Origin of the sequence: Solibacillus ferritrahens (assembly GCF_037027585.1) — a bacterium.
GTDB lineage: Bacteria > Bacillota > Bacilli > Bacillales_A > Planococcaceae > Solibacillus > Solibacillus ferritrahens.
In genome coordinates this window covers 65,966-91,338 of record NZ_JAXCLE010000008.1, presented here as the reverse complement: position 1 = coordinate 91,338, position 25,373 = coordinate 65,966, and the positions used below count along the sequence as shown (strand labels likewise).

Here is a 25,373-nt window from a genome sequence, read left to right as displayed (position 1 = left end):
CATATAGTAGAAAAAAGTATGGAAGGGAGGTACAACGATGAATCCACGAGATGCATATAATTTATGCTGTCAATATCAGGGGAAACGGGTAAGAATAAACGATAATTGCGGAAATACACATGTTGGCCGGATTACAAAGGTTGATAATCGGCAAGTTTGGCTTATGCCGGACAATAATGGGTATGGTATAGGTTTTTGGGGCTTTGGTGGCGCCGGCTTTGGCTATGGTATTGCATTAGGAGCAATTACTGGTATTGCGCTAGCGGGACTATTCTTCATATAAGGGAAAAAGCTGTCTTGGATTAATTTCCAGACAGCTTTCTTACTGTATTTTATTTGTTATCTGTAAAGAAAATGGCGATAGTGCCACGACCAACATGTGCACCAATTACAGCACCGATTGTTGTCGTTTCAATTGCCTTTGGTTGTAGTGCATCTTGAATGGCAGCTTTTACTTCAAGCATTAATTCTTCATCATTACTATGGGAAATACCCACTACTTTATTTGTAAAGTCGCCACCGCGTTCTTTCATCAGTGCAATCATTCGTTGAGTAGCTTTTTTAAAGCCACGTGTTTTCTCAAGAGGAATAAGTTTGCCATCTTCCATATTTAGAATCGGTTTAATATTTAGTAACCCACCCATAAAAGCACTTGATTTCGAAACACGTCCACCTTTTGCCAAATAATTTAAATCCCCAACAGTAAACAAATGCTCCATTGAATTCGCCATTGCTGTTAGTTGATCTACAGCTTCTTCAAATTCCATGCCCAATTTATTTAATCGAACTGCCTCTTTTACAACTAAACCTAAGCCGAAGGAAGCACACTTTGTATCAATAATAGCCAATTTCAAATCAGGATAATTTTCCATTACCTGGTTTTTTGCGAGTATGGCTGTTTGGCATGTACCAGACAACTCAGATGAAAAGGCTAAATAGATACCTTCTTCTCCTGATTTTGCTAATTGTTCAAATGTGTTTAAAAAAACTTCCAATGAAACTTGTGATGTTTTTGGTTGTTCACCTTCACCAATGGCAGCGTATACTTGGTCTGTCGAAATGCCAATAATATCATCATACTCAACGCCTCTTACTAATACGCGTAGTGGGAAAAGATGAACATCTTCATTATCAAAAAAAGATTTTGATAAGTCTGATCCACTATCTGCAAAAATTTTCATAAACATCCCCCTAATCTCATTCAAATCTAATTTTAACTTGAATTTCTGTAATGAACTATTTATATTTGTCATGTCTTGCTTATAATATTTATCCTATTTCCCTATTATATGCAAAGAATGATGATTAACATTCTCACAAAATATTCTTATTATTTATAATGGATTTATGAGTATACAATAGAAGGAAAAGAACATTCTTAATAAATATAACTTAAAAATATTGAAAAAACACGCTGTAATTGTTAGAAAATAAAAATAATTTATCTTCCTATAATACGGAAATTGCTTAAAAATGCTTAAACTTTTCTCGCAAATGTCAACCTTTTCACATGCGTACTTACAGCAATCTGTATATATTTTAATCTTTTCGCAATTGTGTTACACTACAATAAGGTAATAACAGATCTAGAATGAATGGACACGCTTCCTTTTTTAGATTGTCGATAGTAAATTAGAGCGCTTACATTATTCTAAAAATCTTAATATATATAAAGGGAAGGTAAAAATGAGTAACCAGCATATAAAATCAGACGTTATCTTAATTGGTGCCGGAATTATGAGTGCAACTTTAGGTACAATGCTTAAAGAATTGGCTCCGGATTGGAAAATCAAAGTTTTTGAAAATTTAGCAAAAGCGGGTGAGGAGAGCTCTCACGAATTAAACAATGCCGGAACTGGGCATGCAGCTTTATGTGAGCTTAACTATACAAGCGAGAAAAAAGACGGAACAATCGATATTACAAAAGCTATTAACGTTAACACACAATTCCAGGATTCACTACAATTCTGGTCTCATCTAGTTAACACAAAGCAAATCGAAAAACCAGAAAACTTCATTATGCCATTACCACATATGAGTATGGTACAAGGTGCTAGCAATGTAGAGTATCTTAAAAAGCGTCATGCAGCAATGACTGCTAATCCATTATTCGAAGGTATGGAGTTCTCTGATGATCCTGAAACACTGAAACAATGGATTCCATTAATTATGAATGAGCGTAAATCAAATGAGCCAATCGCTGCAACTAAAATTGACTCTGGAACTGACGTAAACTTTGGTGCATTAACTCGTACTTTAATCGCAAACTTACAAAAACAAGATGTAGATGTAAACTACAATCATAATGTTACTGACGTAAAACGTTTAAAAGATGGTTCTTGGGAAGTAAAGGTTCATGACAAGGAAAGTGGTAAAGTAGAATACCATACGGCAAAATTTGTGTTCTTAGGAGCTGGTGGTGGTAGCCTAGAGTTACTGCAAAAGTCTGGCATTCCTGAATCAAAACACATCGGTGGATTCCCAATTTCAGGTTTATTCCTAGTTTGTACAAATGAAGAAATTATTAACCAACACCATGCAAAAGTATACGGTAAAGCAGCAGTTGGTGCACCACCGATGTCAGTACCTCACTTAGATACTCGCTATATCGATGGTCAAAAGTCATTGTTATTTGGACCGTTTGCAGGCTTCTCTCCGAAATTCTTGAAAACAGGTTCAAATATGGACTTATTTGCTTCTATTAAACCGCATAACTTATTGACATTACTTGCTTGTGGTGCAAAAGAGATGGCGTTAAGCAAATATTTAGTTTCTCAATTAGTTCTTTCAAAAGAAGCTCGTATGAATGAATTACGTCAATTCATACCTACTGCAAAATCAGAAGACTGGGAGATCAGTGTAGCAGGTCAACGTGTACAAGTTATTAAAGACACAGACGCTGGTAAAGGTACTTTACAATTCGGTACTGAGGTTGTAACTGCACACGACGGATCAATTGCAGCATTACTTGGTGCATCTCCAGGTGCTTCTACAGCAGTATCTGTAATGTTAAAAGTAATCAAACAATGTTTCCCACAAGAATTAAAATCTTGGGAGCCTAAGATCAAGGAAATGATTCCTTCTTATGGCGAAAACCTTGTTGAAAATACAGCACTTCTTAAAGAAGTACACGAAACAACAACTAAGGCACTAGGTTTACAAAAAGCATAGTTTTTAATAGAAAGAACCTTTAATCATTGTCGGATTAAAGGTTCTTTTTTCAATGGAGCAATTGCGCTATAGTAAATATATAGGGGAAGAGGAGGAATACTATGTATAAGTTGGATTTTGCTTCACCAATAGGGGTTATTGAGATTGTCGGAACAGAATACTTTATTTCATCGGTATTATTTGCAGATCGCGAAGAAATTCAATTTTTACAAACGAATGTTACACCTGCACTGTTACTCAATTGCTATAAAGAGCTAGATGAATATTTTAATGGGCATCGTCTAGAGTTTTCTGTACTTTATAAACTTGAAGGTACAGCTTTTCAAGTTTCCGTATGGGAAGCATTAAAAAATGTACAATACGGTCAAACTGCTTCGTATAAAGAAATCGCTCAGCTAATAGAAAATGAAAAAGCGGTACGTGCTGTCGGTATGACCAATAGTAGAAATAGAATATGCATTATCGTTCCTTGCCATAGAATTATAGGAGCAAATGGCAAACTGACAGGGTATGCAGGCGGTTTATGGCGTAAAGAATGGTTGCTGAATCATGAATTGAAACATCAACTGATTTTATCGTAATAAAATATATCGATATAATTAACGTAAATACGTAAAGATTGTATGAAGATACGAGGTGAATGAATGAACGAGCAACAATATGATAAGTTACTAAATATTCAAACAGTAGGCTTTCAATATGGTTTTCCAAAGCTAGCGAAATATCATCGCTATGAACCTACCCCGTATAGTGGACTTGAACAATTATTTGAAAAGTATGAAATGCCACCGAGTACACGATTTCTTGATATCGGATGTGGGAAAGGCCGCGTTCCGATTTATATATATGATCGTTTTCGTATTCCTGTTATAGGGATTGAAATGGATCAGAAATTTTTTGCTGAAGCAGAACACAATGCCGAACAATACTTGAGGAAAATCAAAAAGAAGAAAGCGCCTATTCAATTTTTGAACATCATTGCAGAAACCTATGAAATTAAAAAGCATGATAATGTATTTTTCTTTTTCAATCCATTTTCCATTCATGTTTTTCGCGAGTTTATAAATCTTCTTTTTGAGTCATTTGAACTATACCCACGAACTATTGACATAATCTTATACTATCCTTCCCCCGACTATATGCATTTTTTAGTAGAAGAAAAAATGCTGGAATGTTATTTAAATATAAAACTCCGTTATGAAAAAAATGAAAATGAACGAATCGTCGTTTTTCGAATAAACGAATAATGACGGTTTTTTTCTATAATGCATAGTTTTCTATGTACTCTAAATATACAAAATATACAGAAAAATCATACTAGACTAATAATTTAGTATCGTATACAATACAGAAGTTGGAATAAATGTATTTTTTATTGCAACTTATTCTATTCTGAATATTTAAAAATAAGATTGTAGGAACTTGGAAGATTGAGTATAATTATCAGAAATATCAAATATTTCAAGTTTACTAAGGGGGAAATAATAATGGCAAAACACAACAAAACAAAAAAATACGGGTCATTATTCATGGCAACAGCACTATTAACTGGGATTTTAGCTGGATGTGGGACTGATGATTCTGGATCAGGTTCTGGTTCTGGGTCAAAAGGAAGTGGCAATACAGCAGGGGACACTATAAAAATTGGTGCAAACTTAGAATTATCCGGTGCGGTTGGTTCTTATGGGTCATCAATTAATGATGGAGCGAAATTAGCGATTGATGAAATCAATGCAGCAGGTGGTATTGATGGCAAGCAAATTGAATATATTCCAATCGACAATAAGTCGGAAACAGCCGAGGCAACTTCTGCGGCGATAAAGCTAGCAGAACAGGAAAAAGTAGTGGCAATGTTAGCGCCTGCAACTTCAGGTAACTCTGTTGCAACAGTTCAAATTGCAAATAACCATAAAGTTCCGATGGTTACGGGGTCTGGTACAGCTCCGAATGTAACAGTGAATGATGACGGAACAGTAAATGAATATGCATTCCGTACATGTTTCATCGACCCATTCCAAGGTACAGTAGCAGCAAACTTTGCGACAAATGAATTAGGTGCTAAAAATGTAGCGATTTTCGCAGATAATGCATCTGATTATGCGAAAGGTTTGGCTGCATCATTTAAAGAAACAATTACAGCTAACGGCGGTACAGTTGTTACTGAAGAAGCATATGTTGCAAAAGATGTCGATTTCAAATCGCAATTAACGAATATTAAAGGGAAAAATCCTGATTTCATCTTCATTCCAGGATATTACGAAGAGGTTGGAATAATCGTTAAGCAAGCGCGTGAAGCAGGTATTACAGTACCGTTAATGGGCGCTGACGGTTGGGATTCTCCGAAATTAATTGAATTAGCCGGAGCAGATGCTTTAAATAATACTTTCATTACAAATCACTACTCATCTGAAGATCCAGATGCGAAAATCCAGGATTTCGTTAAAGCCTTCAATGATAAATATAGTCAGGCGCCTAACGCATTCCACGCTTTAGGATATGATTCAATTTACTTTATCGTAGATGCTATTAAACGTGTAGACGGAGATGTTACGAGTGAAGCAATTCAAAAACAGCTAGCATCAACAAAGGATTTAAGCTTAGTAACAGGTACTTTCACAGTTGACGAAAACCACAACCCTGTAAAATCAGCAACAGTTCTAGAATTCGTAGACGGCAAACAACAGTTCAACTCTAAAGTTAATCCTTAATTTTTTTCAAGTAAGGGGGGGCGGAACTTGCCTCCCCTTTTCGTATTTTCATAGTTAATAGTTGAAAAGGAAGTGAACTTTATGGAGTGGATTCAACAATTAGTGAACGGGATTTCGCTAGGTAGTATTTATGCGCTCATCGCTCTAGGCTATACAATGGTTTATGGGATTATTAAATTAATCAACTTTGCCCATGGTGACGTTTTCATGCTAGGTGCATTTATCGGTTTTTATGCTATTGCACGTTGGGAAATGAATGTATTTTTAGCTCTTATTTTAGCAATGATTTTATGTGCAGTTATCGGAGTAATTATTGAGCGTGTCGCCTATAAGCGACTGCGAAATGCAACACGTATAGCAGCACTTATAACAGCCATTGGGGTATCGCTGTTAATCGAATATACAGTGATTTTCTTCCGTGGTTCATCTCCTGAGGCATATCCAACAGTGTTTACAACAAAGAACATAGAAATTTTCGGTGTTCAAATTAGTACACTAGCCATTTTCATTTTATCTGTATCGATCTTTTTAATGCTTCTTCTACAATTCATTGTTCACAAAACAAAAATCGGAAAAGCGATGCGCGCAGTATCACATGACGCTGATGCAGCCCGCTTAATGGGTATTAACGTTGACAATACAATTTCTGCAACATTCGCAATTGGCTCTGCTTTAGCAGGAGCAGCCGGTGTAATTTTTGGTATTTACTATACTCGTATCGACCCATTAATGGGAATTATGCCGGGTATCAAGGCATTTATAGCAGCCGTTTTAGGTGGTATAGGAATTATTCCGGGCGCGATGGTAGGCGGTCTCGTTCTTGGAGTGGTAGAAACCGTTGTTTCTGCACTAGGCTATTCTTTATGGCGAGATGCAGCAGCATTCGTCATCCTTATTTTAATTCTAATATTACGTCCAGCGGGTATTTTCGGTAAAAATACACGCGAGAAAGTGTAGGTGAACAGCATGAAAAAATCAAAAATCTTTTGGGGTTATGCCGTCCTAGCACTTGTTATTTATGCAGTTGTTCAATTATTAATCTCAAATGGTGTTATTCAGAATTACTATCAAAATATGTTTATTGCAATGTGTATTAATATTATTTTAGCAGTCAGTTTACATGTCATAATCGGAGTTACAGGTCAGTTTTCGATAGGGCATGCAGGTTTTTTAGCAGTTGGAGCTTACATATCGGCAATTTGCACGATGAAGTTTGGCATGCCATTTATTACAGCGATTTTAATTGGTGCAATTGTTGCCGCCCTTGCTGGACTATTGGTAGGTATTCCTTCTCTTCGTTTAAAAGGGGACTACTTAGCAATTGCAACACTTGGGTTTGCAGAAATTATTCGAATTGTATTTGTTAATACAGACTATGTAGGGGGAGCTGCAGGTTTGCAAGTGACCCACCAATCAACATGGACATATGCATTCTTTGGAGTATTCATCACTATATTAGTTATTTCCAACTTTACGAATTCCCGACATGGCCGCGCATGTATATCCATACGTGAAGATGAAATTGCTGCTGATGCAATGGGCATTAACACGACCTATTACAAAGTAGTTGCATTTGCAATGGGCTCATTCTTTGCCGGAGTTGCGGGTGCAATTTATGCCCATAACTACTATATAATTCAGCCAACTGCATTTGGATTTTTAAAATCCTTTGATATTTTAATATTCGTTGTTTTAGGGGGATTAGGAAGTTTATCCGGATCCGTGATTGCAGCAATTTTATTGACAATCGTTTCAACATATTTACAGGAATTCCCGGAAACACGAATGATAATTTATTCATTAATTCTCATTTTAGTTATGCTATATCGTCCGACTGGATTACTAGGTTCAAAAGAAATCACAGCATACTTTAAGTTTGGTAAAAAAGGAGGTACACGCGTATGAGCAGTGCACTTCTAATGGTTGAAAATTTGGGTATTCAATTTGGAGGATTAAAGGCTGTACAAAACGTCGAACTGTATATGAATCAAGGCGAATTAATAGGCCTTATAGGTCCAAATGGAGCAGGTAAGACAACAACATTTAATATGCTAACCGGTGTTTATACGCCTACAGAAGGAAAAATTATGTTTGATGGCAAATCCATTGGCGGTCTTGATCCTTATAAAGTAACGCGTCAAGGAATTAGCCGTACATTCCAAAACATTCGTCTATTCAAAGAGTTAACCGTCCTGGATAACGTAAAGGTGGCAAACCACGGTTTAGCGAAGCACAACTTAATTTCAAGCATTTTTCGCTTACCAAGTCATTTTAATGGCGAAGAAAAAATGGAAAAGGAATCTTTAGCCTTTTTAAAAATATTCGGACTGGATGTTTACCGTGATGAGCTTGCAAAAAACTTGCCGTACGGGATGCAACGTCGTTTGGAAATTGCTCGTGCATTGGCAGCAGCTCCAAAGCTACTATTGTTGGATGAGCCAGCAGCCGGGATGAATGCAAAGGAAACACATGATTTAATGGAGCTTATTGCGTTCATCCGCAAGGAATTTGATTTAACAATTTTATTAATCGAGCATGATATGAACTTGGTTATGGGTATTTGTGAACGTATTTACGTGCTTGATCACGGTCAATTAATTGCAAGCGGGACACCTGCAGAAATTCGTTCAAACCCGAAAGTAATTGAAGCTTACTTAGGTGAGGAGGTTACAGAATAATATGCTAAAAATTAATGATATTGATGTGTTTTATGGTAATATTCAGGCATTGAAAGGAATCTCCATCGAAGTAAATAAAGGTGAAATTGTTACATTAATTGGTGCGAATGGGGCAGGGAAAAGCACATTACTTAAAACGATTTCTGGATTACTAAAGCCAAAGCGTGGATCAATCGAATATTTAGGATCTGCAATTGACGGAAAGCCGGCGCAATCTATTGTGAAATCAGGAATTTCCCATGTACCTGAAGGAAGACGTGTATTTTCCAATATGTCAGTGGAGGAGAATCTAGAGCTAGGGGCTTATTTAAGATCGGATCGTGACGGGATTAAAAAGGATATGGCCCATGTCTTTGAGTTGTTTCCTCGCCTTTTAGAACGACGCAAACAGCTTTCAGGAACACTTTCAGGTGGAGAGCAGCAAATGCTTGCGATGGGGCGCGCTTTAATGGCTAAGCCAAAGCTAATCATTATGGATGAACCTTCAATGGGCTTGGCACCACTAATGGTAAAAAACATATTTAATATTATCGAGATGGTTAATAAAGAAGGGGTTACTGTTTTACTAGTGGAGCAAAATGCGAATATGGCATTATCCGTTGCACATCGCGCCTATGTTTTGGAAACAGGTAAAATCGTACTGGCAGGATCAGCAAAGGAACTGCAGGAAAGTGATGAAGTAAGAGCCGCTTATTTAGGTGGATTATAAAAATTGAAGAAGGCTATGTTAAAAGTCAAAAATACTTTTAACATAGCCTTCTTTATGTATAGATCTATAAACTATTGTTACCAAACCCGACGACTTCATAAATTGCATGGATTAAATCATCCAAATCCCAATAGTCACCACTTACCGTTAATCCTGTTAAATTCTCAGTTGGCTGTATTGTTAGCATAACGATGCTCCCCATGCCAAGTAAGCAACTCTCCCGGTTAAGGGAGAGGATTACTTATTATTTTGGTGTATAATCTAGTAACTTAAATAGTTCATTTTTTTCTTTTTCTGAGAGATCTCGCCATTGTCCAACCTTCAAATTACCGATATGAATATTCATGATGCGAATGCGCTGAAGTCTTTGGACAGAATAGCCAAGTGCCGAGCACATACGACGGATTTGGCGGTTTAAACCTTGCTCCAAAATGATTTTGAACACTTGCGAAGAAACCTTTTCAACACGGCAAGGTAATGTCGTGGTATCCAAAATTTCCACACCTGCACTCATGTCGTGGATGAATTTGTCGGTAATCGGTTTATCGACTTGTACGACATACTCCTTTTCATGGTGATTTTCTGCTCGTAAAATTTCGTTTACAATGTCACCATCGTTTGTAAGAAGGAGCAATCCTTCAGAGTCTTTGTCTAAACGGCCAATATGGAAAATACGCAATGGATGGTTTACAAAATCCACGACATTGCCTTGAATATGTTTTTCCGTAGTACTTGTAATTCCAACAGGCTTGTTTAGAACGATATACACTAACTGCTCTTCTCTTTTTACAAGTTTGCCATCTACAAATACTTCGTCACCTGGTTCTACTTGGCTGCCATTTGTTGCAATGACGCCATTAATCATTACCCGTCCATCTTCTACCCATTTATCTGCACCGCGACGAGATACGATGCCAGTTTCTGCTAAATATTTATTTATACGCATAATTTTTTCACCTACTAATAGAATATCTCCAGTATACATGAAATGACCTATAAATTCGTCTCACGTAGTTTTAAATAATTGTCGTTAATTCTGAACTAATGATTTAAATTGTTCGAGCGGCATAGAATTTTGAACAGGAATCCTAGGTACATATAACCGTGGACTAGTTATTTTGGTTTTGCCACCTTTATTCAAAAATGCTAATGAAATATTATTTTCTATAAATGTAGCTTCGTGATTTTTATTAAACTTCCCATATGGATAAGAATAGTACTGTGCTTGTATATTAGGGTCGATTTGCTTTAGCACTTCATTCATTTGCTGAATATCGTAATGTAAATCCCGAGCCGATGTAAGCTGGAGCTGACTTCTCTGTAATGTATCATTATAAACATGGAGCGCATAAGTATGATGCTCGATTTCAATAAGGTCCATTATACTGTGTAGTTCATTAAATCCTGCAAATTGTACTATTTCTGCTTCGCTGTTAAATGGGGGAGTTTCTTCTTTTACCCGATTACCAATGACAAAGGTAGTACCATGCATATTTCTTTCTTTTAAAATTGGATATACCATTTTCTCCAGTGATAAATTGGCATCATCGAAAGTTAGGGCGACTGCTTTTGCAGGGAGTGCCTGTTTTTTTTGCATCCATAAGTCTAGATCCTTTAATGAAATAGTTGTATAGCCTTCATTCTTCAAAAATGTCATTTGCTGTTCAAAATCTCCAATATCAACGACCGAGATATTATTACGGAAATAGGATTTATCAATGTTCTCTACAAAGTGGTGATAAATTAAAGTGGGAACCCCAGCATCAATCTGCATTTTTTTAATGGGCACATATCCAAGTTTCCCACCGATGACAACCTCATAAAAATATCCTTTCACACCATTAGAGCTAATACGCGTATTAGCGCTTAATGTAGCAATTTGTTTACTACTATTACGATGGGAATTATAAACCGGCGTGGATTCATTGGTTAAAATCTGTATCTTATTATTGTTTTGCGCAGGAGTAATTTTTTCGTTTGTGCTTTTCGCATCTTGTTTATCGATATGAACCTTTGCATTGCCAATCTCGATCATCCAATTTAGATCTTCTGAAGTAGCGAGGTATGTTTCCCCTTTTTTTAAAGTAATGTACTTTACTTCTTGGTTATTATGCAAATAAAAATTAGCTGTTGTATCTTTTTTAATTTTTACTGTTTCTTGTGATGAAGCGTATGAGGCATTTATAAAAAAAAATGAGAAAAATAATGAAATAAAAAGAGTACTAAAATGTTTCATTTGTATACTTCCTTTTGATTGATAGTAATAATTACCAGTATAGCAGAATATTTAAAATAAAATATTCTTAAAATTGTAGTTTAATATTTGAAATTATTGGATTCTTCTGACAATATAATAGTTAGAGATACCTCTCGCAACCAGGTGAGTTATGAAATGGAAATTGCCAAGTGCCTGCATATGAGGGTATGGTCACAACAATTTTTGCAAAGGGGAGAGAATTCAATGGCAGCAGTGTATCACAATCCTAACACAGATGGCGCATTAGTGAATTTTAAGGAGCGCTATGACAACTTTATTGGTGGTAAATGGACACCTCCAGTAAAAGGGGAGTATTTTGATAATATAACACCGGTTACTGGAAACATTTTTACGCAAGTTGCTCGTTCAACTGAGGAGGATATCGAACTTGCATTAGATGCAGCGCATGCAGCAAAGGATGCTTGGGGTAAGACATCTGCCGCAGAGCGATCAAACATTTTACTGAAGATTGCTGATCGTATGGAACAAAACCTAGAAATGTTAGCGGTTGCAGAAACATGGGACAATGGTAAAGCTGTACGGGAAACATTGAATGCAGATTTACCACTTGGTATTGATCATTTCCGATATTTTGCGGGGGTATTACGTGCACAAGAAGGATCGATTAGTCAGATTGATGATAATACAGTTGCTTATCATTTCCATGAGCCAATCGGAGTTGTAGGACAAATTATACCGTGGAACTTCCCTTTACTTATGGCAATATGGAAGTTGGCGCCAGCACTTGCTGCAGGAAACTGTGTTGTATTAAAGCCGGCTGAGCAAACGCCAACGTCGATTTTAGTGTTAGTTGAGTTAATTGAAGATTTACTGCCACCTGGTGTAGTGAATGTTGTGAATGGTTTTGGTTTAGAAGCAGGTAAGCCACTGGCATCTAGTCCACGCATCGGAAAAATCGCCTTTACAGGGGAAACGACGACAGGGCGCTTAATTATGCAGTATGCTTCACAAAACTTAATCCCCGTTACATTAGAGTTAGGTGGTAAATCACCAAATATATTCTTTGAAGATATTATGGATGCAGACGATGCATTTTTGGACAAAGCCGTGGAAGGTTTCGTATTGTTCGCTTTAAACCAAGGGGAAGTATGTACTTGTCCATCCCGTGCGCTTATTCAAGAGTCGATTTATGAGAAATTCATAGATCGTGTATTGAAGCGTGTTGAAGCGATTAAAACAGGAAATCCTTTAGATACAGATACAATGATGGGTGCTCAGGCTTCCTCTGAGCAAATGGAAAAAATCCAATCGTATTTACAAATTGGAAAAGAAGAAGGTGCTGAATGCTTAATCGGTGGCGAGAAAAATGATCTTGGCGGCGATTATGCAAACGGTTACTATATTAAACCAACTGTATTTAAAGGTCATAATAAAATGCGTATTTTCCAAGAAGAAATTTTTGGTCCAGTCGTTGCAGTAACAACATTTAAGACGAAAGAAGATGCTTTAGAAATCGCAAATGATACACTTTATGGTTTAGGAGCGGGTGTGTGGACGCGAGATATGAATACAGCCTACCGCTTTGGACGTGGCATTGAAGCAGGTCGTGTATGGACAAATTGTTATCATGCATACCCGGCACATGCAGCGTTTGGTGGGTACAAGATGAGTGGTATTGGACGCGAAAATCATAAAATGATGTTAAGCCATTATCAACAAACGAAAAACCTTTTAGTAAGCTATGATGAAAACCGTTTAGGCTTCTTCTAAGAGAGGGGGTACGGTTTTGGTTGAACGTGTAACCGCAACCGATGCAGCACTACAATTAATCGAGAAGTTAAAAGACCGCCATGGGCCGGTTATGTTTCACCAATCAGGAGGGTGCTGTGATGGCTCATCGCCTATGTGCTATCCAGATGGAGATTTAATAATTGGCAATCAGGATGTGTTGCTAGGTCATATTGGAGACAGTCCTTTTTATATGCATAAAAATCAATATGATTATTGGAAGCATACACAAATTATAATTGATGTTGTTGATGGTCGGGGCGGTATGTTTTCATTGGAAGGTGTCGAGGGTAAACGCTTTTTATCAAGGTCACGTGCATTTACAAAAGCGGAGCTTGAACAGCTTCAAGGATAAATTGAAGAGTAAACGCTGATGGGAATACCAATACCATTGGCGTTTACTTTTTTTGGGCCGATAAAATACATTGTTTTTCACCTCAAATAAATTAGGCGTATAATAATGGCTAGGAGTGTGAAGATATGGAAAAGTCATCTTTTATTCAATTGCTTAGCCAAAATTATGAGCGGATGGAGCTCTTTTTCGGAACAAATGAAACCAGTAATATTCGAATACCTTTAGCTAGTCAGTTTACATTTTCACGTGAAACATTTAATGGACCAAAATTTGAGGATAGTGTTAAAAAAATACATAAACAAAAACCAAAGAAAAAGTTGCTGGATATTTTATCATCATCCAATAATATATCTGCATTAACTTATAGAATTTTAGTGCATCTTGTATTACATCCAGAACCCGAGCAAGAGCTGAAACGCTTAATCTCAAATGAAAAGTTGCTTATAAAGGCGGGATTTAAAAATAGTGCCTATCAAAATATTGCTGCATTATTTTTAACAGATGAAGAACATGCATTTCGAGCAAAGAAATTACATAACGAAATGAAAAAATATCACTATTTTTTAACTGGCAAAGATGACATTCCTTACGCAGTATTATTAACAAATCAATCCAGTAACTATGGAACGATGGCTGAAACGATGCGGCAATATTATGATGGATTGCAGAAAGAAGGTTTTAAAATTGGTGATTCATTACAGGCGATGACACAGCTTTTGACATTATATCAAGAGGAGTTTCAGCCAACTTTAATCGAATATACTGTTGCGATTAAACAATCATTTACTAACAAAAAGGTAAAGGTAGGTAAGAAATTTTATCCATATTTGGCCTTGCTCGCTTTAGTAGCTGCAACTTCTGAAGTAGTGAATGAAATTATTGAGCTATCTCAGGAATTAATGAGCTTATCTATGTATGCAAGAGAAAAGGAATATGCATTAATGACTGCAACTCACTATGTGCTGCACCACTTAATTGAAAATAATCAATTAGCTGATTTTAACGATAGCCTACTTTTTATGCAAGCCATTAATATGAGTGATTTTATAAATGATATGACATTTTTTTTAGCATTTGATATTCTCGATATATTTATTTAAATCGGGTAGATAATATAGAGGAGGGATTTATTATGAAAGAAACAAAACTATGGATTAATGGCAAATGGGAAAGTACGGAGGAATCAAGCGAACTAACAGCACCCTATACGGGAAAAGTAATTGCGAAAGTTGCAAAGGCCTCTGTTGCTGATGTGGAAAGAGCAATTGAGGGAGCACATAAAGCGTTTCTGTCATTTAAGAAGACAACAGCATATGAACGTGCTGAGATTTTATATAAAGTTGCGGCAATTATGCGTGACCGTAAACAGGAGCTTGCAAAAATTTTAGCAGATGAAGCATCTAAACCGCTATCAGCAGGACTTACTGAACTAGATCGTACAATTACTACGTATCAATTTGCAGCAGAAGCGGCAAAACAAATTACAGGAGAAACCGTTCCAATGGATGCTACACCTGGTGTTAAAGATCGAATGGGCTATACAAAACGAGTACCATTAGGCGTAGTCTCTGCCATAACACCGTTTAACTTTCCGTTTAACTTAGTGGCGCATAAGTTAGGGCCGGCCTTTGCTGTAGGGAATACAGTCGTTTTAAAACCGGCATCACAAACACCATTAAGCGCACTTGCGATGGCAGAAATTTTTAAAGAAGCTGGATTACCGGATGGGGCTCTGCAAATTGTGACTGGCGGTGGTAGCGATTTAAGCGATACCCTTGTGACACATCCACTTGTGAAAAAAGTTACATTTACTGGTAGTGGAGCGGTTGGACTGAAAATTAAAGAAAAGGTCGGCTTGCGTAAAATTACATTAGAGCTAGGTTCAAATGCTGCATTAATTGTAGAGCCTTCAACACCAATTGAAAAAGTTATAGCACGCTGTGTAGGCGGGGCATTTGGCTTTGCGGGACAAGTATGCATTTCTCTACAGCGTGTATATGTTCACAGTTCTATTTACGAGCAATTCACGAAGTTGTTTGTGGAAGAGACTGAAAAGTTAGTTGTTGGAGATCCTCATGATGAACAGACAGATGTGAGTGCTATGATTCACCCTGATGAAGTGAAGCGTATTAAGAGTTGGATTGAAGCAGCAAAACAACAAGGTGCGATTGTTGCAACAGGGGCAGAATTTACGGATCGTACTTGCTCGCCAACTGTCATGACAAATGTGAAGCCGGATATGAAAATTGTATGTGAAGAAACCTTTGCGCCTATTGTATCGATTGTTCCATATGAAACATTGGACGAGGCGATAGCGCTCGTAAACGAATCAGATTTAGCCTTAAATGCGGGTATTTATACAAACGTTTTCACAGATGCCATGAAAGCTGCAGAGGAGATTGAAGCAGGAACGGTAGTTATTAATGATGTTCCTACATTCCGCGTAGATAATATGCCATATGGTGGTGTTAAAATGAGCGGCTATGGCAAAGAAGGTATTAAGTATGCTGTGGAAGAAATGACGGAGCTGAAATTTATAACAATGAAGCTGACATATTAAAAATTCAAACTAGCACTTTGCCCTATCGAATAGTAACATGGAGTGTAGTTAGAAAGGAGGATATTTATGAAAACAACTTTACCAATGAGTTATTCAAAATCTATCCAAACACGATTAGTGCTACCTCCTGATACAAATCATCATCAATCTATATTCGGGGGAAAAGTATTAGCATATATTGATGAAATTGCAGCAATTGCAGCAATGAAACATTCTCAGGGAGAGGTCGTTACAGCATCATTTGACTCCGTAGATTTTGTCTCACCCGCTTATGCAGGGGATATGATAGAGCTGGAGGCAGTTGTTTCTGGGACAGGGCGAACTTCAATGGAAGTGTATGTGCGTGTTGTTTCGAGAAATGTTAAAACTGGAGCCAAAAAATTAACGACAGAATCTTTCGTGACAATGGTTGCAATTGATGAAAACGGCAATCCGAAAGAAGTACCAGGCGTAGAGCCAGAAACAGATTTTGAACGTCATTTATTTGAAACAGGTCCTATTCGCCAAGAACATCGAAAGCAAAAGCGAGTCTTATCAAAAAATCGCCGAGCTTAAATTCTTAAGTAATAAGCAAAAAGGCAGTGTGCACAGTAAAATTTTATTTTGCACACTGCCTCTTCTTATTCTCCCGGAGCTAACGGGATGTTAATTATTTAGTTCATGAACTATACGCAACAACGAATCAGAAGAAGTTGAGACAAGATTTGTTGTATGTGTTAACCCTGTAATAACGGAAGAAATTGTATGAATGTCTTCATTTGTATTTTCATATTTCTTTTTAATACCTGATACAGCTTCTGTAATCGATGTAAAGGAATCCGCTAAATTCTTTTGCGTATCTACACTCATTTTCACCTGCTCATCTACACTTGATACAGAGTGGGACATTTGTGTAATATTGAGCTCGGTTTCTTTAATTAATTGCGATACATTTTGAACAGCCTTTTTCGTTTCTTCTGCAAGTTTTCTTACTTCATCAGCTACGACAGCAAAACCTTTACCATGTTCCCCGGCACGGGCTGCTTCAATAGAAGCATTTAAGGCTAGTAAGTTTGTTTGGTCAGCAATACCTGTTACTAACCCTACAATGTCAGCAATTTTTTGAGAGGATTGACGAAGTGTGACCATTGAAGTTTCCAATGTGTCCACTCGGTCTAAAATCGTCGACATAATCGCAGTTTGACTCACTAAATATGTTGTACCAGTTGTTGATTTGTCTTCTGTCTCCGCTACTAAATTCAAACCTTGCTCTGTATTAGAAGCGATTTCTTCAGATTGGCTGGCTATTTTCTGTAAGGAATCATTTGTTTCATCACTAATGCTATACAATTCCTGCGCGGTATTTTGAATTCGGTCAATTAGTTTTATTTTCAATTCTATATTTTCCATACGAATGCGCTGTTCTTCTTTTTCGTATGCTTCGATAACAAGCTGCTGTTCGAGGCTAATAATTTTCGAGAAAGCATTAACGGCTTTGCCCATCTCGGAATTCGACATATCGACTTTTTCGATAAATTCAATAAATGTCGTGATTAATGATTGGAACGAGGCGATATACCATTTTGATTTTAACCCAATTCTTACATGCACATGCGCAATTGTCTGGCGCTCTTCTATGTAATGTGAATCAATCGAACCTTTAAAAATACTTTCTAAATGATTGGATAGAGTGACTTTTAAACGGTCTATTTTACTTGTATTATTTATAATATCAGTAAGTTCTGTGCTTAAACTAATTGCTTCATAGAATTGCTCTACCATATTAGGAATAATTTCCTGAGCAAAGGGCTCCAGCTGTTTTATAATGGCTAAATCTTCATTAGTTAATTTTAATAATTGAAGCTGTTTACTTAAATCAGGATACTTTGAAACATCTAAAGAAACTTCTTGAGAATATTTAGCTATGTCAAAGTAAGGTTTTTTTGAAACTTTAGTTGCTTTTGTAAATAGAATGCCCATACTATTCCTCATCTCATTAAATTTTTTACTACTACAATCTTACTATTTTTTGCAGGGATTATCAGTATTATTTCGGTATAAATTCTTATTATTGAAGAATTTGTAATTTAAAATTAAACAAGGTATGATAGAAATTAACAAAAATAGATTTAAAGGGCGTAGAAAAAATGAAATTTCATAAAGGTCGTTTAAAATTTGTTATACCAATATCATTAGGGGTTGCAATTGCTTCTTATATTATGCTAGTTAATAATTATGCAGAAGTAGGCGACCGTGATCGAATATTGATTGTCATAGGAGCTGCCATTTTAACAGCAATAATTTCGTATTTTTTATTTCCTCAAGAAGGGGATAACCCGAATGATAGAGGACCATATTAATGGGAAATCGCTTCTCGTAGAAATCTCGATAAAAAAAATCGGGATTTTTTTATTCCCTCTATGAAACTTTTGTGAATATTATCCGTAAATAAGCTAACAATATAAAGTGAGGTTGATAACAAATGGAATCAAAATGGTCAAAAATTATTATTCATGCTAGTGCCTTTTTTGCTCCTTTCCTAGTACCGATTCTATTTTTCTTAATAAGTACTGAATCTGAAGTAAAACGGACTTCAATTCAAGCATTACTATTCCAAGTAGTATTTGGTATTTTAATTGCAATTGCAGGAATCTTTTCAATTCTGCTAATCGGTTTACCATTCTTATTTGTCTTTGTATTAATATTCTGGATTGCTCCGGTAATCGGAATTATAAAAGCATTATCAGACCAAGACTGGAATTATCCGATTGTTGGTCGTTGGGTCTAACATAAAAGCGGTCGAGTTTGTATAAAACAAACTCGGCCGTTTTTTTACATAAATAGGGATTTTTTATTGCGATTTAGGGGAAACCTAAGTAAGAGCAAATAGTTGCATTGCAAAAAATAAATATTGTATATTTAAGTCAAAGATAGTCAAAGTCAGTTGATGAGAGGTGAAAACAGCATGAGGAATATATCTGACATAATTGAAGGGTATTTGAAGGAAGTTATTGAATTAGATGGGCAGGGACATATTGAGATAAAGCGCAATGAATTAGCGAAGCAATTTTCCTGTGCTCCTTCCCAAATCAATTACGTCATCAATACGCGTTTCACGACCGAACATGGCTACTATGTAGAGAGTAAGCGTGGAGGTGGCGGTTATATTCGGATTTTGCGAGTAACAATCCACTCAAAGAAAAATTTATTAGATGAAATGGAAACACAAATAGGGAATGCCATTGCACAGACGAATGCAGAGCATATTATTTATCGATTGTTGGAAGAGGATATTATTACTGAGCGTGAAGCAAGCATTATGAAAGTGGCCCTAGATCGTGTCACATTACAGGTAGGTTTACCACTCCGTGATCAGTTAAGGGCACGTATTATGCATGCAATGCTACAAACGATTTCTTTTGAAAAGTAGAGGTGTAAATATATGATATGTGAGCATTGTAAGCAGCGTCATGCAAATGTAACGGTAACACAAGTTCACAATGGTCAAAAAGTGGAACGTCATTATTGTGAAGTATGTGCTACACAATTTCATCCATTTCAATTTGATGTGAGTGAAGAGCCAACATCTCTTCAGCAGCTTATATCGAATTGGTTCAATTTTGTACCAGTGAACGCTAAAAAAGAAAGCACAACGAAACAGACAACCAATCCAAAAGCATGTCCTTCTTGTGGGTTTACGTACCGGCAATTTTTAAAGCAAGGAAAATTTGGATGTGGTCAGTGTTATGAAACATTTAGTGAACAATTACCACAGCTGCTCGAACGCATTCAAGCAGGTACACAGCATGTAGGGTACGAAAAAAATGCCCCATCAAAAGAAAAAGTTGAACAACAAATTAACGAACTCCGTACATTATTACATCAGGCGATTGCTGAGGAACGCTTTGAGGATGCAGCTTCAATTCGTGATGAAGTACGTGAATTAGAAAATAAAATCAAACAGGAAGGAGAGGGGAACGCATGAACATCGAGCATTTTCTAACGAATGCTAGTCCAAGCTGGATGCAACATGAAAGCGAATCGGATATCGTCATTAGTACACGCATTCGACTTGCTCGTAATATTGCCAATACTCGATTTCCAATAAGTTTTACAGAAGAAGAGGCACAGGTAGTCGAAGAAAAAATGATGAAGGTTCTACTATCTACAGATGTAAACCCTTATCAATTTTCCTACTTCCAAATAAAAGATATGCCTGTATTACAGCGTCAAATCCTAGTAGAGAAGCATCTTATAAGCCCTAACTTGGCACGGAGAAAAAAAATAGGATCATTTTTTTTAACAAAAGATGAATCCATTAGCATATTAGTAAATGAAGAGGACCATATTCGGATTCAGAGCCTGACACAAGGCATGAACTTAAAAGAAGCCTTTAAGGAGGCTAGAACGATTGACCGCTACTTGAGTAAGTCAATCAACTATGCATATGAAGACCGATATGGCTACTTAACAAGTTGTCCGACCAATGTTGGAACGGGACTTAGAGCCTCTGTCATGCTTCATTTACCAGCACTTACTATGACTAAACAAATGAATGCCCTGATTCAGATGATGACAAGGTTAGGAATGGTAGTGAGGGGTATATATGGAGAAGGAAGTGAAAACTTAGGTAATATTTATCAAATCTCTAATCAGATCACTTTAGGGAAATCCGAAGAAACAATTTTGCATGAGCTTCAAGAAGTAGTAGAGCAAGTCATTCAAAAAGAACAGCTTGCCCGGAAAAATTTATTGATGCGTGCTCCTTCAATTTTAGAAGACCGCTTAAGTCGTGCACTTGGCACATTGAAGTTTGCAAAAATTTTACCGAGTGAGGAAGCCGCAAGCTGTTTATCCAATGTCCGTCTTGGGGTAAGTTTAGGATTATTAGAACCTATTTCACAGCGTAAATTAAATGAGTGCATGCTTTTAATGCAACCTGGACTCATTCAGCAATATATTGGTACTACGTTGCAACCAGCAGAGCGCGATATGTATCGTGCGAAGCTTTTACAAGATAAGTTAAATGAGCAAGATGAAGCTATAAACAATGGGGAAAAAGGAGAGGATTTTTTATGATGTTCAATCGATTCACACAACGTGCTCAAAAAGTATTACAACTTGCTCAAGAAGAAGCAATTCGCCTTAAGCATAAAGAAATTGGAACAGAACATATTTTACTTGGCTTAATTCGTGAAGGTGGCGGGATTGCTGCAAAAGCATTGGAAGCAATTAATATTAGCCCTCAGATGATCGAAACAGGCATAGAGGAATTGGTAGGAAAGGGTACGGAGGAAGTTGGCCCTATCGTTCATTACACACCGCGTGCTAAAAAAGTAATCGAACTGTCGTTGGATGAGTCACGCAAACTAGGTCATGCATATGTAGGAACAGAACATATATTATTGGCATTAATTCGTGAAGGTGAAGGCGTTGCAGCACGCGTACTGGCTAACACGGGTGTAAGTATTAATAAAGCACGCCAACAAGTTTTATTACTATTAGGAAACAATGATGCCAACACTAGTGGAACGTCAAATATGGCGCAAACTGTGAATACACCAACATTGGATAGTTTAGCGCGTGATTTAACAGCAGTGGCACGAGAAGGTTCACTTGACCCTGTAATCGGACGCTCTAAAGAAATTACACGTGTCGTGGAAGTATTGTCACGCCGTACAAAAAACAACCCAGTACTAATCGGGGAGCCAGGTGTCGGTAAAACAGCCATTGCTGAAGGCTTGGCTCAGCAAATCATTAATAATGAAGTACCTGAAACGCTTCGTGACAAACGTGTTATGACACTTGATATGGGTACTGTTGTAGCAGGTACAAAATACCGCGGTGAATTTGAGGACCGTCTGAAAAAAGTAATGGATGAGATTCGCCAAGCCGGCAATATCATTCTGTTCATCGACGAGCTTCACACATTAATCGGTGCAGGTGGTGCAGAAGGTGCAATTGATGCATCCAACATTTTAAAACCATCTTTAGCCCGCGGAGAATTACAATGTATCGGTGCAACAACACTTGATGAATATCGTAAATATATTGAAAAAGATGCAGCATTGGAGCGTCGTTTCCAACCTATCCAAGTCGATGAGCCATCTGTTGATGAAACAATCCAAATTATTAAAGGCTTACGTGACCGTTATGAAGCACATCACCGTGTGAAAATTTCAGACGAAGCAGTAGAAGCGGCAGCAAAATTATCGGATCGTTACATTTCAGACCGATTCTTACCGGATAAAGCAATTGACTTAATTGATGAGGCCGGTTCGAAAGTTCGTTTACGTTCATATACAGTTCCACCGAATTTAAAAGAATTAGAAGATAAGCTAGAGGGTATAAAATCCGAAAAGAATGCGGCTGTTTCAGGTCAGGAATTTGAAAAGGCAGCAGCGTTACGTGATTCGGAGCAAAAGCTAAAACAAGAGCTTGAGCAAATGAAAAAGGAATGGAAAGAAAAGCAAGGTAAAGAAGAGTCTACAGTATATGTAGATGATATTGCCCAAGTAGTTGCGATGTGGACTGGAATTCCTGTTTCTAAAATCGCACAAGCAGAATCAGCGAAGCTGTTGAATCTTGAAGAAGAATTACACAAGCGTGTCGTTGGTCAAGGTGAAGCGGTTGAGGCAATTTCACGAGCTATCCGTCGTGCTCGTGCAGGCTTAAAAGATCCAAAGCGTCCAATTGGTTCATTCATTTTCCTTGGTCCTACAGGGGTTGGTAAAACGGAACTTGCGCGAGCATTAGCTGAAGTAATGTTCGGTGATGAAGATGCAATGATCCGTGTTGATATGTCCGAGTACATGGAAAAACATTCGACTTCTCGTTTAGTCGGTTCTCCTCCAGGATACGTAGGATTTGATGATGGTGGACAATTAACAGAAAAAGTTCGTCGTAAGCCATATTCGGTAGTCTTGCTCGACGAAATTGAAAAGGCGCACCCAGATGTATTCAACATCTTATTGCAAGTGTTGGAAGATGGTCGTTTAACTGATTCAAAAGGTCGTGTTGTAGATTTCCGTAATACGGTAGTTATTATGACATCGAACGTTGGTGCAGATGCATTGAAATACCGTAAGCATGTTGGATTTGGCGCAGCACTAAATGAATCAAAAGATAAAGACATGAAGGGTACAATGTTGGAAGAACTGAAAAAAGCATTCCGTCCAGAATTCTTAAACCGTATTGACGAAATGATTGTGTTCCACTCATTAGAGAAGGATCATTTAAAAGAAATCGTATCATTAATGGCAAACTCTTTAACAAAACGTCTTCAGGAGCAAGAAATTGAGTTACATCTTACAGATGCTGCACTCGAAAAGATCGCTGAAGAAGGTTATGACCCACAATACGGTGCACGCCCATTACGTCGTGCATTGCAAAAACATGTGGAAGACCGTTTATCTGAAGAACTGTTAAAAGGTACATTAGATAAGTCGCAAACAGTTGTGCTTGATTATGTAAGTGATGAGTTCATCGTCCGTACGCAAGAAAAAGTATCAACGAATTAACTAAAGTTGACGAAGCAGGAATCATTACTGCTTCGTCTTTTTTAATATCAAAAACTTTTATTAAAAAACTTTCTATATGAGCTCATGCTAAAACGGGCATTACAATTTCTTATATGAATAAACAGCTAAAAAAGAATTTTTCAGCTGTTTATTGGGTATTCGATTTTGTTTCGTGTACAATTATAGGAACAAACATTCGAAGGAGCTAGTGAAATGGCAAAAAAGAAGTCTAAATTTATGTGCAGCAGCTGTGGGTATGAAGCGGCAAAATGGATGGGGCGCTGTCCTGGCTGTGGTGAATGGAATACGATGAATGAAGAAGTTGAAGTCATCACAAAAGGGCCACGTGGTGCGTTCCAACATTCTACAACCGCTACAAAAGCAACACCTATTATTCATGTGGAAGTACAGGAAGAAACGCGTATCGCTACAGAAATGAGTGAGTTCAACCGCGTTCTTGGAGGCGGTATTGTCCCAGGTTCACTTGTGCTGATAGGCGGTGATCCAGGTATCGGGAAATCTACATTATTACTACAAGTATCTGCGCTTCTTTCCAATCAAGGGAAACGTGTGTTATATATTTCGGGCGAGGAATCTGTCCGTCAAACGAAACTAAGAGCTGAACGTTTAGGTGTACATACGCCGGAGCTTTATATTTACTCGGAAACGAATCTCGAATTTCTAAATCAAACAATTGATGAAGTCCAACCTAAATTTGTCATTGTCGATTCGATTCAAACAGTACATCATCCAGAAGTAACGAGTGCACCGGGAAGTGTTTCTCAAGTACGTGAATGTACAGCAGAATTAATGCGTATTGCGAAAACAAAAAATATCGCAATCTTTTTAGTTGGCCACGTTACAAAGGAAGGGCAAATTGCCGGTCCGCGTATTTTAGAACATATGGTTGATACGGTACTTTATTTTGAAGGGGAACGTCATCATAACCACCGGATTTTACGTAGTCAGAAAAACCGTTTTGGATCTACAAATGAAATTGCGATTTTTGAAATGCTCCATGGAGGATTGAAAGAAGTATTAAATCCGTCAGAGCTGTTTTTACAGGAGCGTTCACAAGGTGCACCAGGCTCAACGATAGTGGCTTCAATGGAGGGGACACGACCAATTTTGGTGGAAATACAGTCTCTTATTACCCCAACAAGTTTTAATTATCCAAAGCGGATGGCTACGGGGGTTGATCAAAACCGTGTGCAGCTTTTAATGGCAGTTTTGGAAAAACGTATGGGTATGATGCTTCAGGCACAGGATGCCTATATTAAAGTTGCCGGTGGTGTAAAACTCGATGAGCCAGCAATTGATTTAGCTGTATTAACGAGTATTGTTTCGAGTTTTAAAGATCAAACGGTACGTCCGACTGATTGCTTTATTGGTGAAGTGGGGTTAACGGGTGAAGTTCGTCGTGTTTCTAGAATTGAGCAGCGTGTGCAGGAAGCGGCAAAGCTAGGGTTTAAACGCGCATTCATACCGGCTTCAAATATCGGAGGATGGGAGTTCCCTGCAGATATTCAAGTAGTCGGTGTTGAAACAATTAGTGATGCACTACGAGAATCTTTTCAAAATTTATAGGTACACCTCTTGTGCCTTGATGAGCATCCGTCAAAGAGTATAAGTTATCCTCACTGTAAAGCGGGGAACAATGTAGATAAAAAAGCGTCGCAAATGGTAG

At 37.5% G+C, this 25,373-nt stretch carries 26 protein-coding genes; 21 read left to right on the top strand and 5 right to left on the bottom strand.

Going from position 1 to position 25,373, the window contains the following annotated elements:
• The first annotated feature begins 37 nt into the window (after window positions 1–37).
• Entirely contained in the window at window positions 38–283 is a 246-nt protein-coding gene (locus SNE38_RS09855; RefSeq protein WP_191704133.1) for a hypothetical protein, read from the top strand.
• Window positions 284–332: 49 nt separating this feature from the next.
• On the opposite strand, the gene SNE38_RS09850 is transcribed toward SNE38_RS09855, so the two are convergent.
• Window positions 333–1,181, bottom strand: a complete 849-nt coding sequence (locus SNE38_RS09850) for a DegV family protein (RefSeq protein WP_191704132.1) — start codon at window positions 1,179–1,181, stop codon at window positions 333–335.
• Between the two features lie 484 nt (window positions 1,182–1,665).
• Between SNE38_RS09850 and SNE38_RS09845 the strand changes: the two genes are divergently transcribed.
• The 8 genes from SNE38_RS09845 to SNE38_RS09810 all read left to right on the top strand — a co-directional run bounded on the left by SNE38_RS09845 (window position 1,666) and on the right by SNE38_RS09810 (window position 9,266).
• Entirely contained in the window at window positions 1,666–3,171 is a 1,506-nt protein-coding gene (locus tag SNE38_RS09845; RefSeq protein WP_336046443.1) for a malate:quinone oxidoreductase, read from the top strand.
• Between the two features lie 101 nt (window positions 3,172–3,272).
• A complete protein-coding gene (locus tag SNE38_RS09840; RefSeq protein ID WP_191704130.1) occupies window positions 3,273–3,752 on the top strand; it encodes a methylated-DNA--[protein]-cysteine S-methyltransferase in 480 nt (159 codons plus the stop codon).
• A 63-nt stretch (window positions 3,753–3,815) separates the two neighbouring features.
• Complete coding sequence (locus SNE38_RS09835; protein ID WP_191704129.1) at window positions 3,816–4,418, top strand: class I SAM-dependent methyltransferase; 603 nt, start codon at window positions 3,816–3,818, stop codon at window positions 4,416–4,418.
• A gap of 240 nt (window positions 4,419–4,658) precedes the next feature.
• On the top strand, window positions 4,659–5,879 hold the full coding sequence (locus SNE38_RS09830) for an ABC transporter substrate-binding protein (RefSeq protein WP_191704128.1): 1,221 nt from the start codon (window positions 4,659–4,661) through the stop codon (window positions 5,877–5,879).
• Between the two features lie 81 nt (window positions 5,880–5,960).
• Window positions 5,961–6,836: a branched-chain amino acid ABC transporter permease gene (locus SNE38_RS09825; RefSeq protein WP_191704127.1), complete on the top strand. Its 876-nt coding sequence runs from the start codon at window positions 5,961–5,963 to the stop codon at window positions 6,834–6,836.
• A gap of 9 nt (window positions 6,837–6,845) precedes the next feature.
• Window positions 6,846–7,784, top strand: a complete 939-nt coding sequence (locus SNE38_RS09820) for a branched-chain amino acid ABC transporter permease (protein ID WP_336046421.1) — start codon at window positions 6,846–6,848, stop codon at window positions 7,782–7,784.
• Window positions 7,781–8,557: an ABC transporter ATP-binding protein gene (locus SNE38_RS09815; RefSeq protein ID WP_191704125.1), complete on the top strand. Its 777-nt coding sequence runs from the start codon at window positions 7,781–7,783 to the stop codon at window positions 8,555–8,557. The genes SNE38_RS09820 and SNE38_RS09815 overlap by 4 nt, the downstream gene beginning before the upstream one ends.
• Window position 8,558: 1 nt before the next feature.
• A complete protein-coding gene (locus SNE38_RS09810) occupies window positions 8,559–9,266 on the top strand; it encodes an ABC transporter ATP-binding protein (protein ID WP_191704124.1) in 708 nt (235 codons plus the stop codon).
• A 64-nt stretch (window positions 9,267–9,330) separates the two neighbouring features.
• Here the strand turns inward: SNE38_RS09810 and SNE38_RS09805 are convergent, their stop codons facing one another.
• From SNE38_RS09805 to SNE38_RS09795, 3 genes are all read right to left on the bottom strand, one after another.
• Window positions 9,331–9,453 carry a DUF6904 family protein gene (locus SNE38_RS09805; protein WP_263618327.1) on the bottom strand — a complete coding sequence of 41 codons (123 nt, stop codon included), beginning with the start codon at window positions 9,451–9,453 and terminating at the stop codon, window positions 9,331–9,333.
• Between the two features lie 57 nt (window positions 9,454–9,510).
• The gene (gene rluF / locus SNE38_RS09800) at window positions 9,511–10,212 is read right to left on the bottom strand and encodes a 23S rRNA pseudouridine(2604) synthase RluF (RefSeq protein WP_191704123.1); all 702 of its coding nucleotides are present in this window, start codon (window positions 10,210–10,212) and stop codon (window positions 9,511–9,513) included.
• A gap of 84 nt (window positions 10,213–10,296) precedes the next feature.
• Window positions 10,297–11,502, bottom strand: coding sequence for a polysaccharide deacetylase family protein (locus SNE38_RS09795; protein ID WP_336046420.1), 1,206 nt, complete (start codon window positions 11,500–11,502; stop codon window positions 10,297–10,299).
• Between the two features lie 225 nt (window positions 11,503–11,727).
• Here SNE38_RS09795 and adh point away from each other — a divergent pair, with 225 nt between their 5' ends.
• The 5 genes from adh to SNE38_RS09770 all read left to right on the top strand — a co-directional run bounded on the left by adh (window position 11,728) and on the right by SNE38_RS09770 (window position 16,742).
• The gene (gene adh, locus SNE38_RS09790; RefSeq protein ID WP_336046418.1) at window positions 11,728–13,254 is read left to right on the top strand and encodes an aldehyde dehydrogenase; all 1,527 of its coding nucleotides are present in this window, start codon (window positions 11,728–11,730) and stop codon (window positions 13,252–13,254) included.
• 16 nt (window positions 13,255–13,270) lie between these two features.
• Window positions 13,271–13,627, top strand: a complete 357-nt coding sequence (locus SNE38_RS09785; protein WP_191704120.1) for a DUF779 domain-containing protein — start codon at window positions 13,271–13,273, stop codon at window positions 13,625–13,627.
• 125 nt (window positions 13,628–13,752) lie between these two features.
• Window positions 13,753–14,727: a DUF4003 family protein gene (locus tag SNE38_RS09780; RefSeq protein ID WP_191704119.1), complete on the top strand. Its 975-nt coding sequence runs from the start codon at window positions 13,753–13,755 to the stop codon at window positions 14,725–14,727.
• A 32-nt stretch (window positions 14,728–14,759) separates the two neighbouring features.
• Window positions 14,760–16,187, top strand: coding sequence for an aldehyde dehydrogenase family protein (locus SNE38_RS09775; protein ID WP_336046417.1), 1,428 nt, complete (start codon window positions 14,760–14,762; stop codon window positions 16,185–16,187).
• A gap of 66 nt (window positions 16,188–16,253) precedes the next feature.
• Window positions 16,254–16,742: an acyl-CoA thioesterase gene (locus tag SNE38_RS09770; RefSeq protein ID WP_191704117.1), complete on the top strand. Its 489-nt coding sequence runs from the start codon at window positions 16,254–16,256 to the stop codon at window positions 16,740–16,742.
• A 90-nt stretch (window positions 16,743–16,832) separates the two neighbouring features.
• Here the strand turns inward: SNE38_RS09770 and SNE38_RS09765 are convergent, their stop codons facing one another.
• Window positions 16,833–18,146 carry a globin-coupled sensor protein gene (locus SNE38_RS09765; RefSeq protein WP_336046416.1) on the bottom strand — a complete coding sequence of 438 codons (1,314 nt, stop codon included), beginning with the start codon at window positions 18,144–18,146 and terminating at the stop codon, window positions 16,833–16,835.
• Window positions 18,147–18,313: 167 nt separating this feature from the next.
• On the opposite strand from SNE38_RS09765, the gene SNE38_RS09760 reads away from it, so the two are divergent.
• From SNE38_RS09760 to radA, 7 genes are all read left to right on the top strand, one after another.
• The gene (locus SNE38_RS09760) at window positions 18,314–18,526 is read left to right on the top strand and encodes an acyltransferase (RefSeq protein WP_191704116.1); all 213 of its coding nucleotides are present in this window, start codon (window positions 18,314–18,316) and stop codon (window positions 18,524–18,526) included.
• A gap of 122 nt (window positions 18,527–18,648) precedes the next feature.
• On the top strand, window positions 18,649–18,954 hold the full coding sequence (locus SNE38_RS09755; protein ID WP_191704115.1) for a DUF4870 domain-containing protein: 306 nt from the start codon (window positions 18,649–18,651) through the stop codon (window positions 18,952–18,954).
• Between the two features lie 177 nt (window positions 18,955–19,131).
• Window positions 19,132–19,596 (top strand): CtsR family transcriptional regulator, encoded by a 465-nt coding sequence (locus tag SNE38_RS09750; protein WP_191704114.1) that lies wholly within the window; start codon window positions 19,132–19,134, stop codon window positions 19,594–19,596.
• 12 nt (window positions 19,597–19,608) lie between these two features.
• The gene (locus tag SNE38_RS09745; RefSeq protein WP_191704113.1) at window positions 19,609–20,151 is read left to right on the top strand and encodes a UvrB/UvrC motif-containing protein; all 543 of its coding nucleotides are present in this window, start codon (window positions 19,609–19,611) and stop codon (window positions 20,149–20,151) included.
• Complete coding sequence (locus SNE38_RS09740; protein WP_191704112.1) at window positions 20,148–21,245, top strand: protein arginine kinase; 1,098 nt, start codon at window positions 20,148–20,150, stop codon at window positions 21,243–21,245. The genes SNE38_RS09745 and SNE38_RS09740 overlap by 4 nt, the downstream gene beginning before the upstream one ends.
• Window positions 21,242–23,686, top strand: a complete 2,445-nt coding sequence (locus tag SNE38_RS09735; RefSeq protein WP_191704111.1) for an ATP-dependent Clp protease ATP-binding subunit — start codon at window positions 21,242–21,244, stop codon at window positions 23,684–23,686. Before SNE38_RS09740 ends, SNE38_RS09735 begins: the two co-directional genes overlap by 4 nt.
• 213 nt (window positions 23,687–23,899) lie before the next feature.
• Window positions 23,900–25,273: a DNA repair protein RadA gene (gene radA / locus SNE38_RS09730; RefSeq protein ID WP_191704110.1), complete on the top strand. Its 1,374-nt coding sequence runs from the start codon at window positions 23,900–23,902 to the stop codon at window positions 25,271–25,273.
• The last annotated feature ends 100 nt before the right edge of the window (window positions 25,274–25,373 follow it).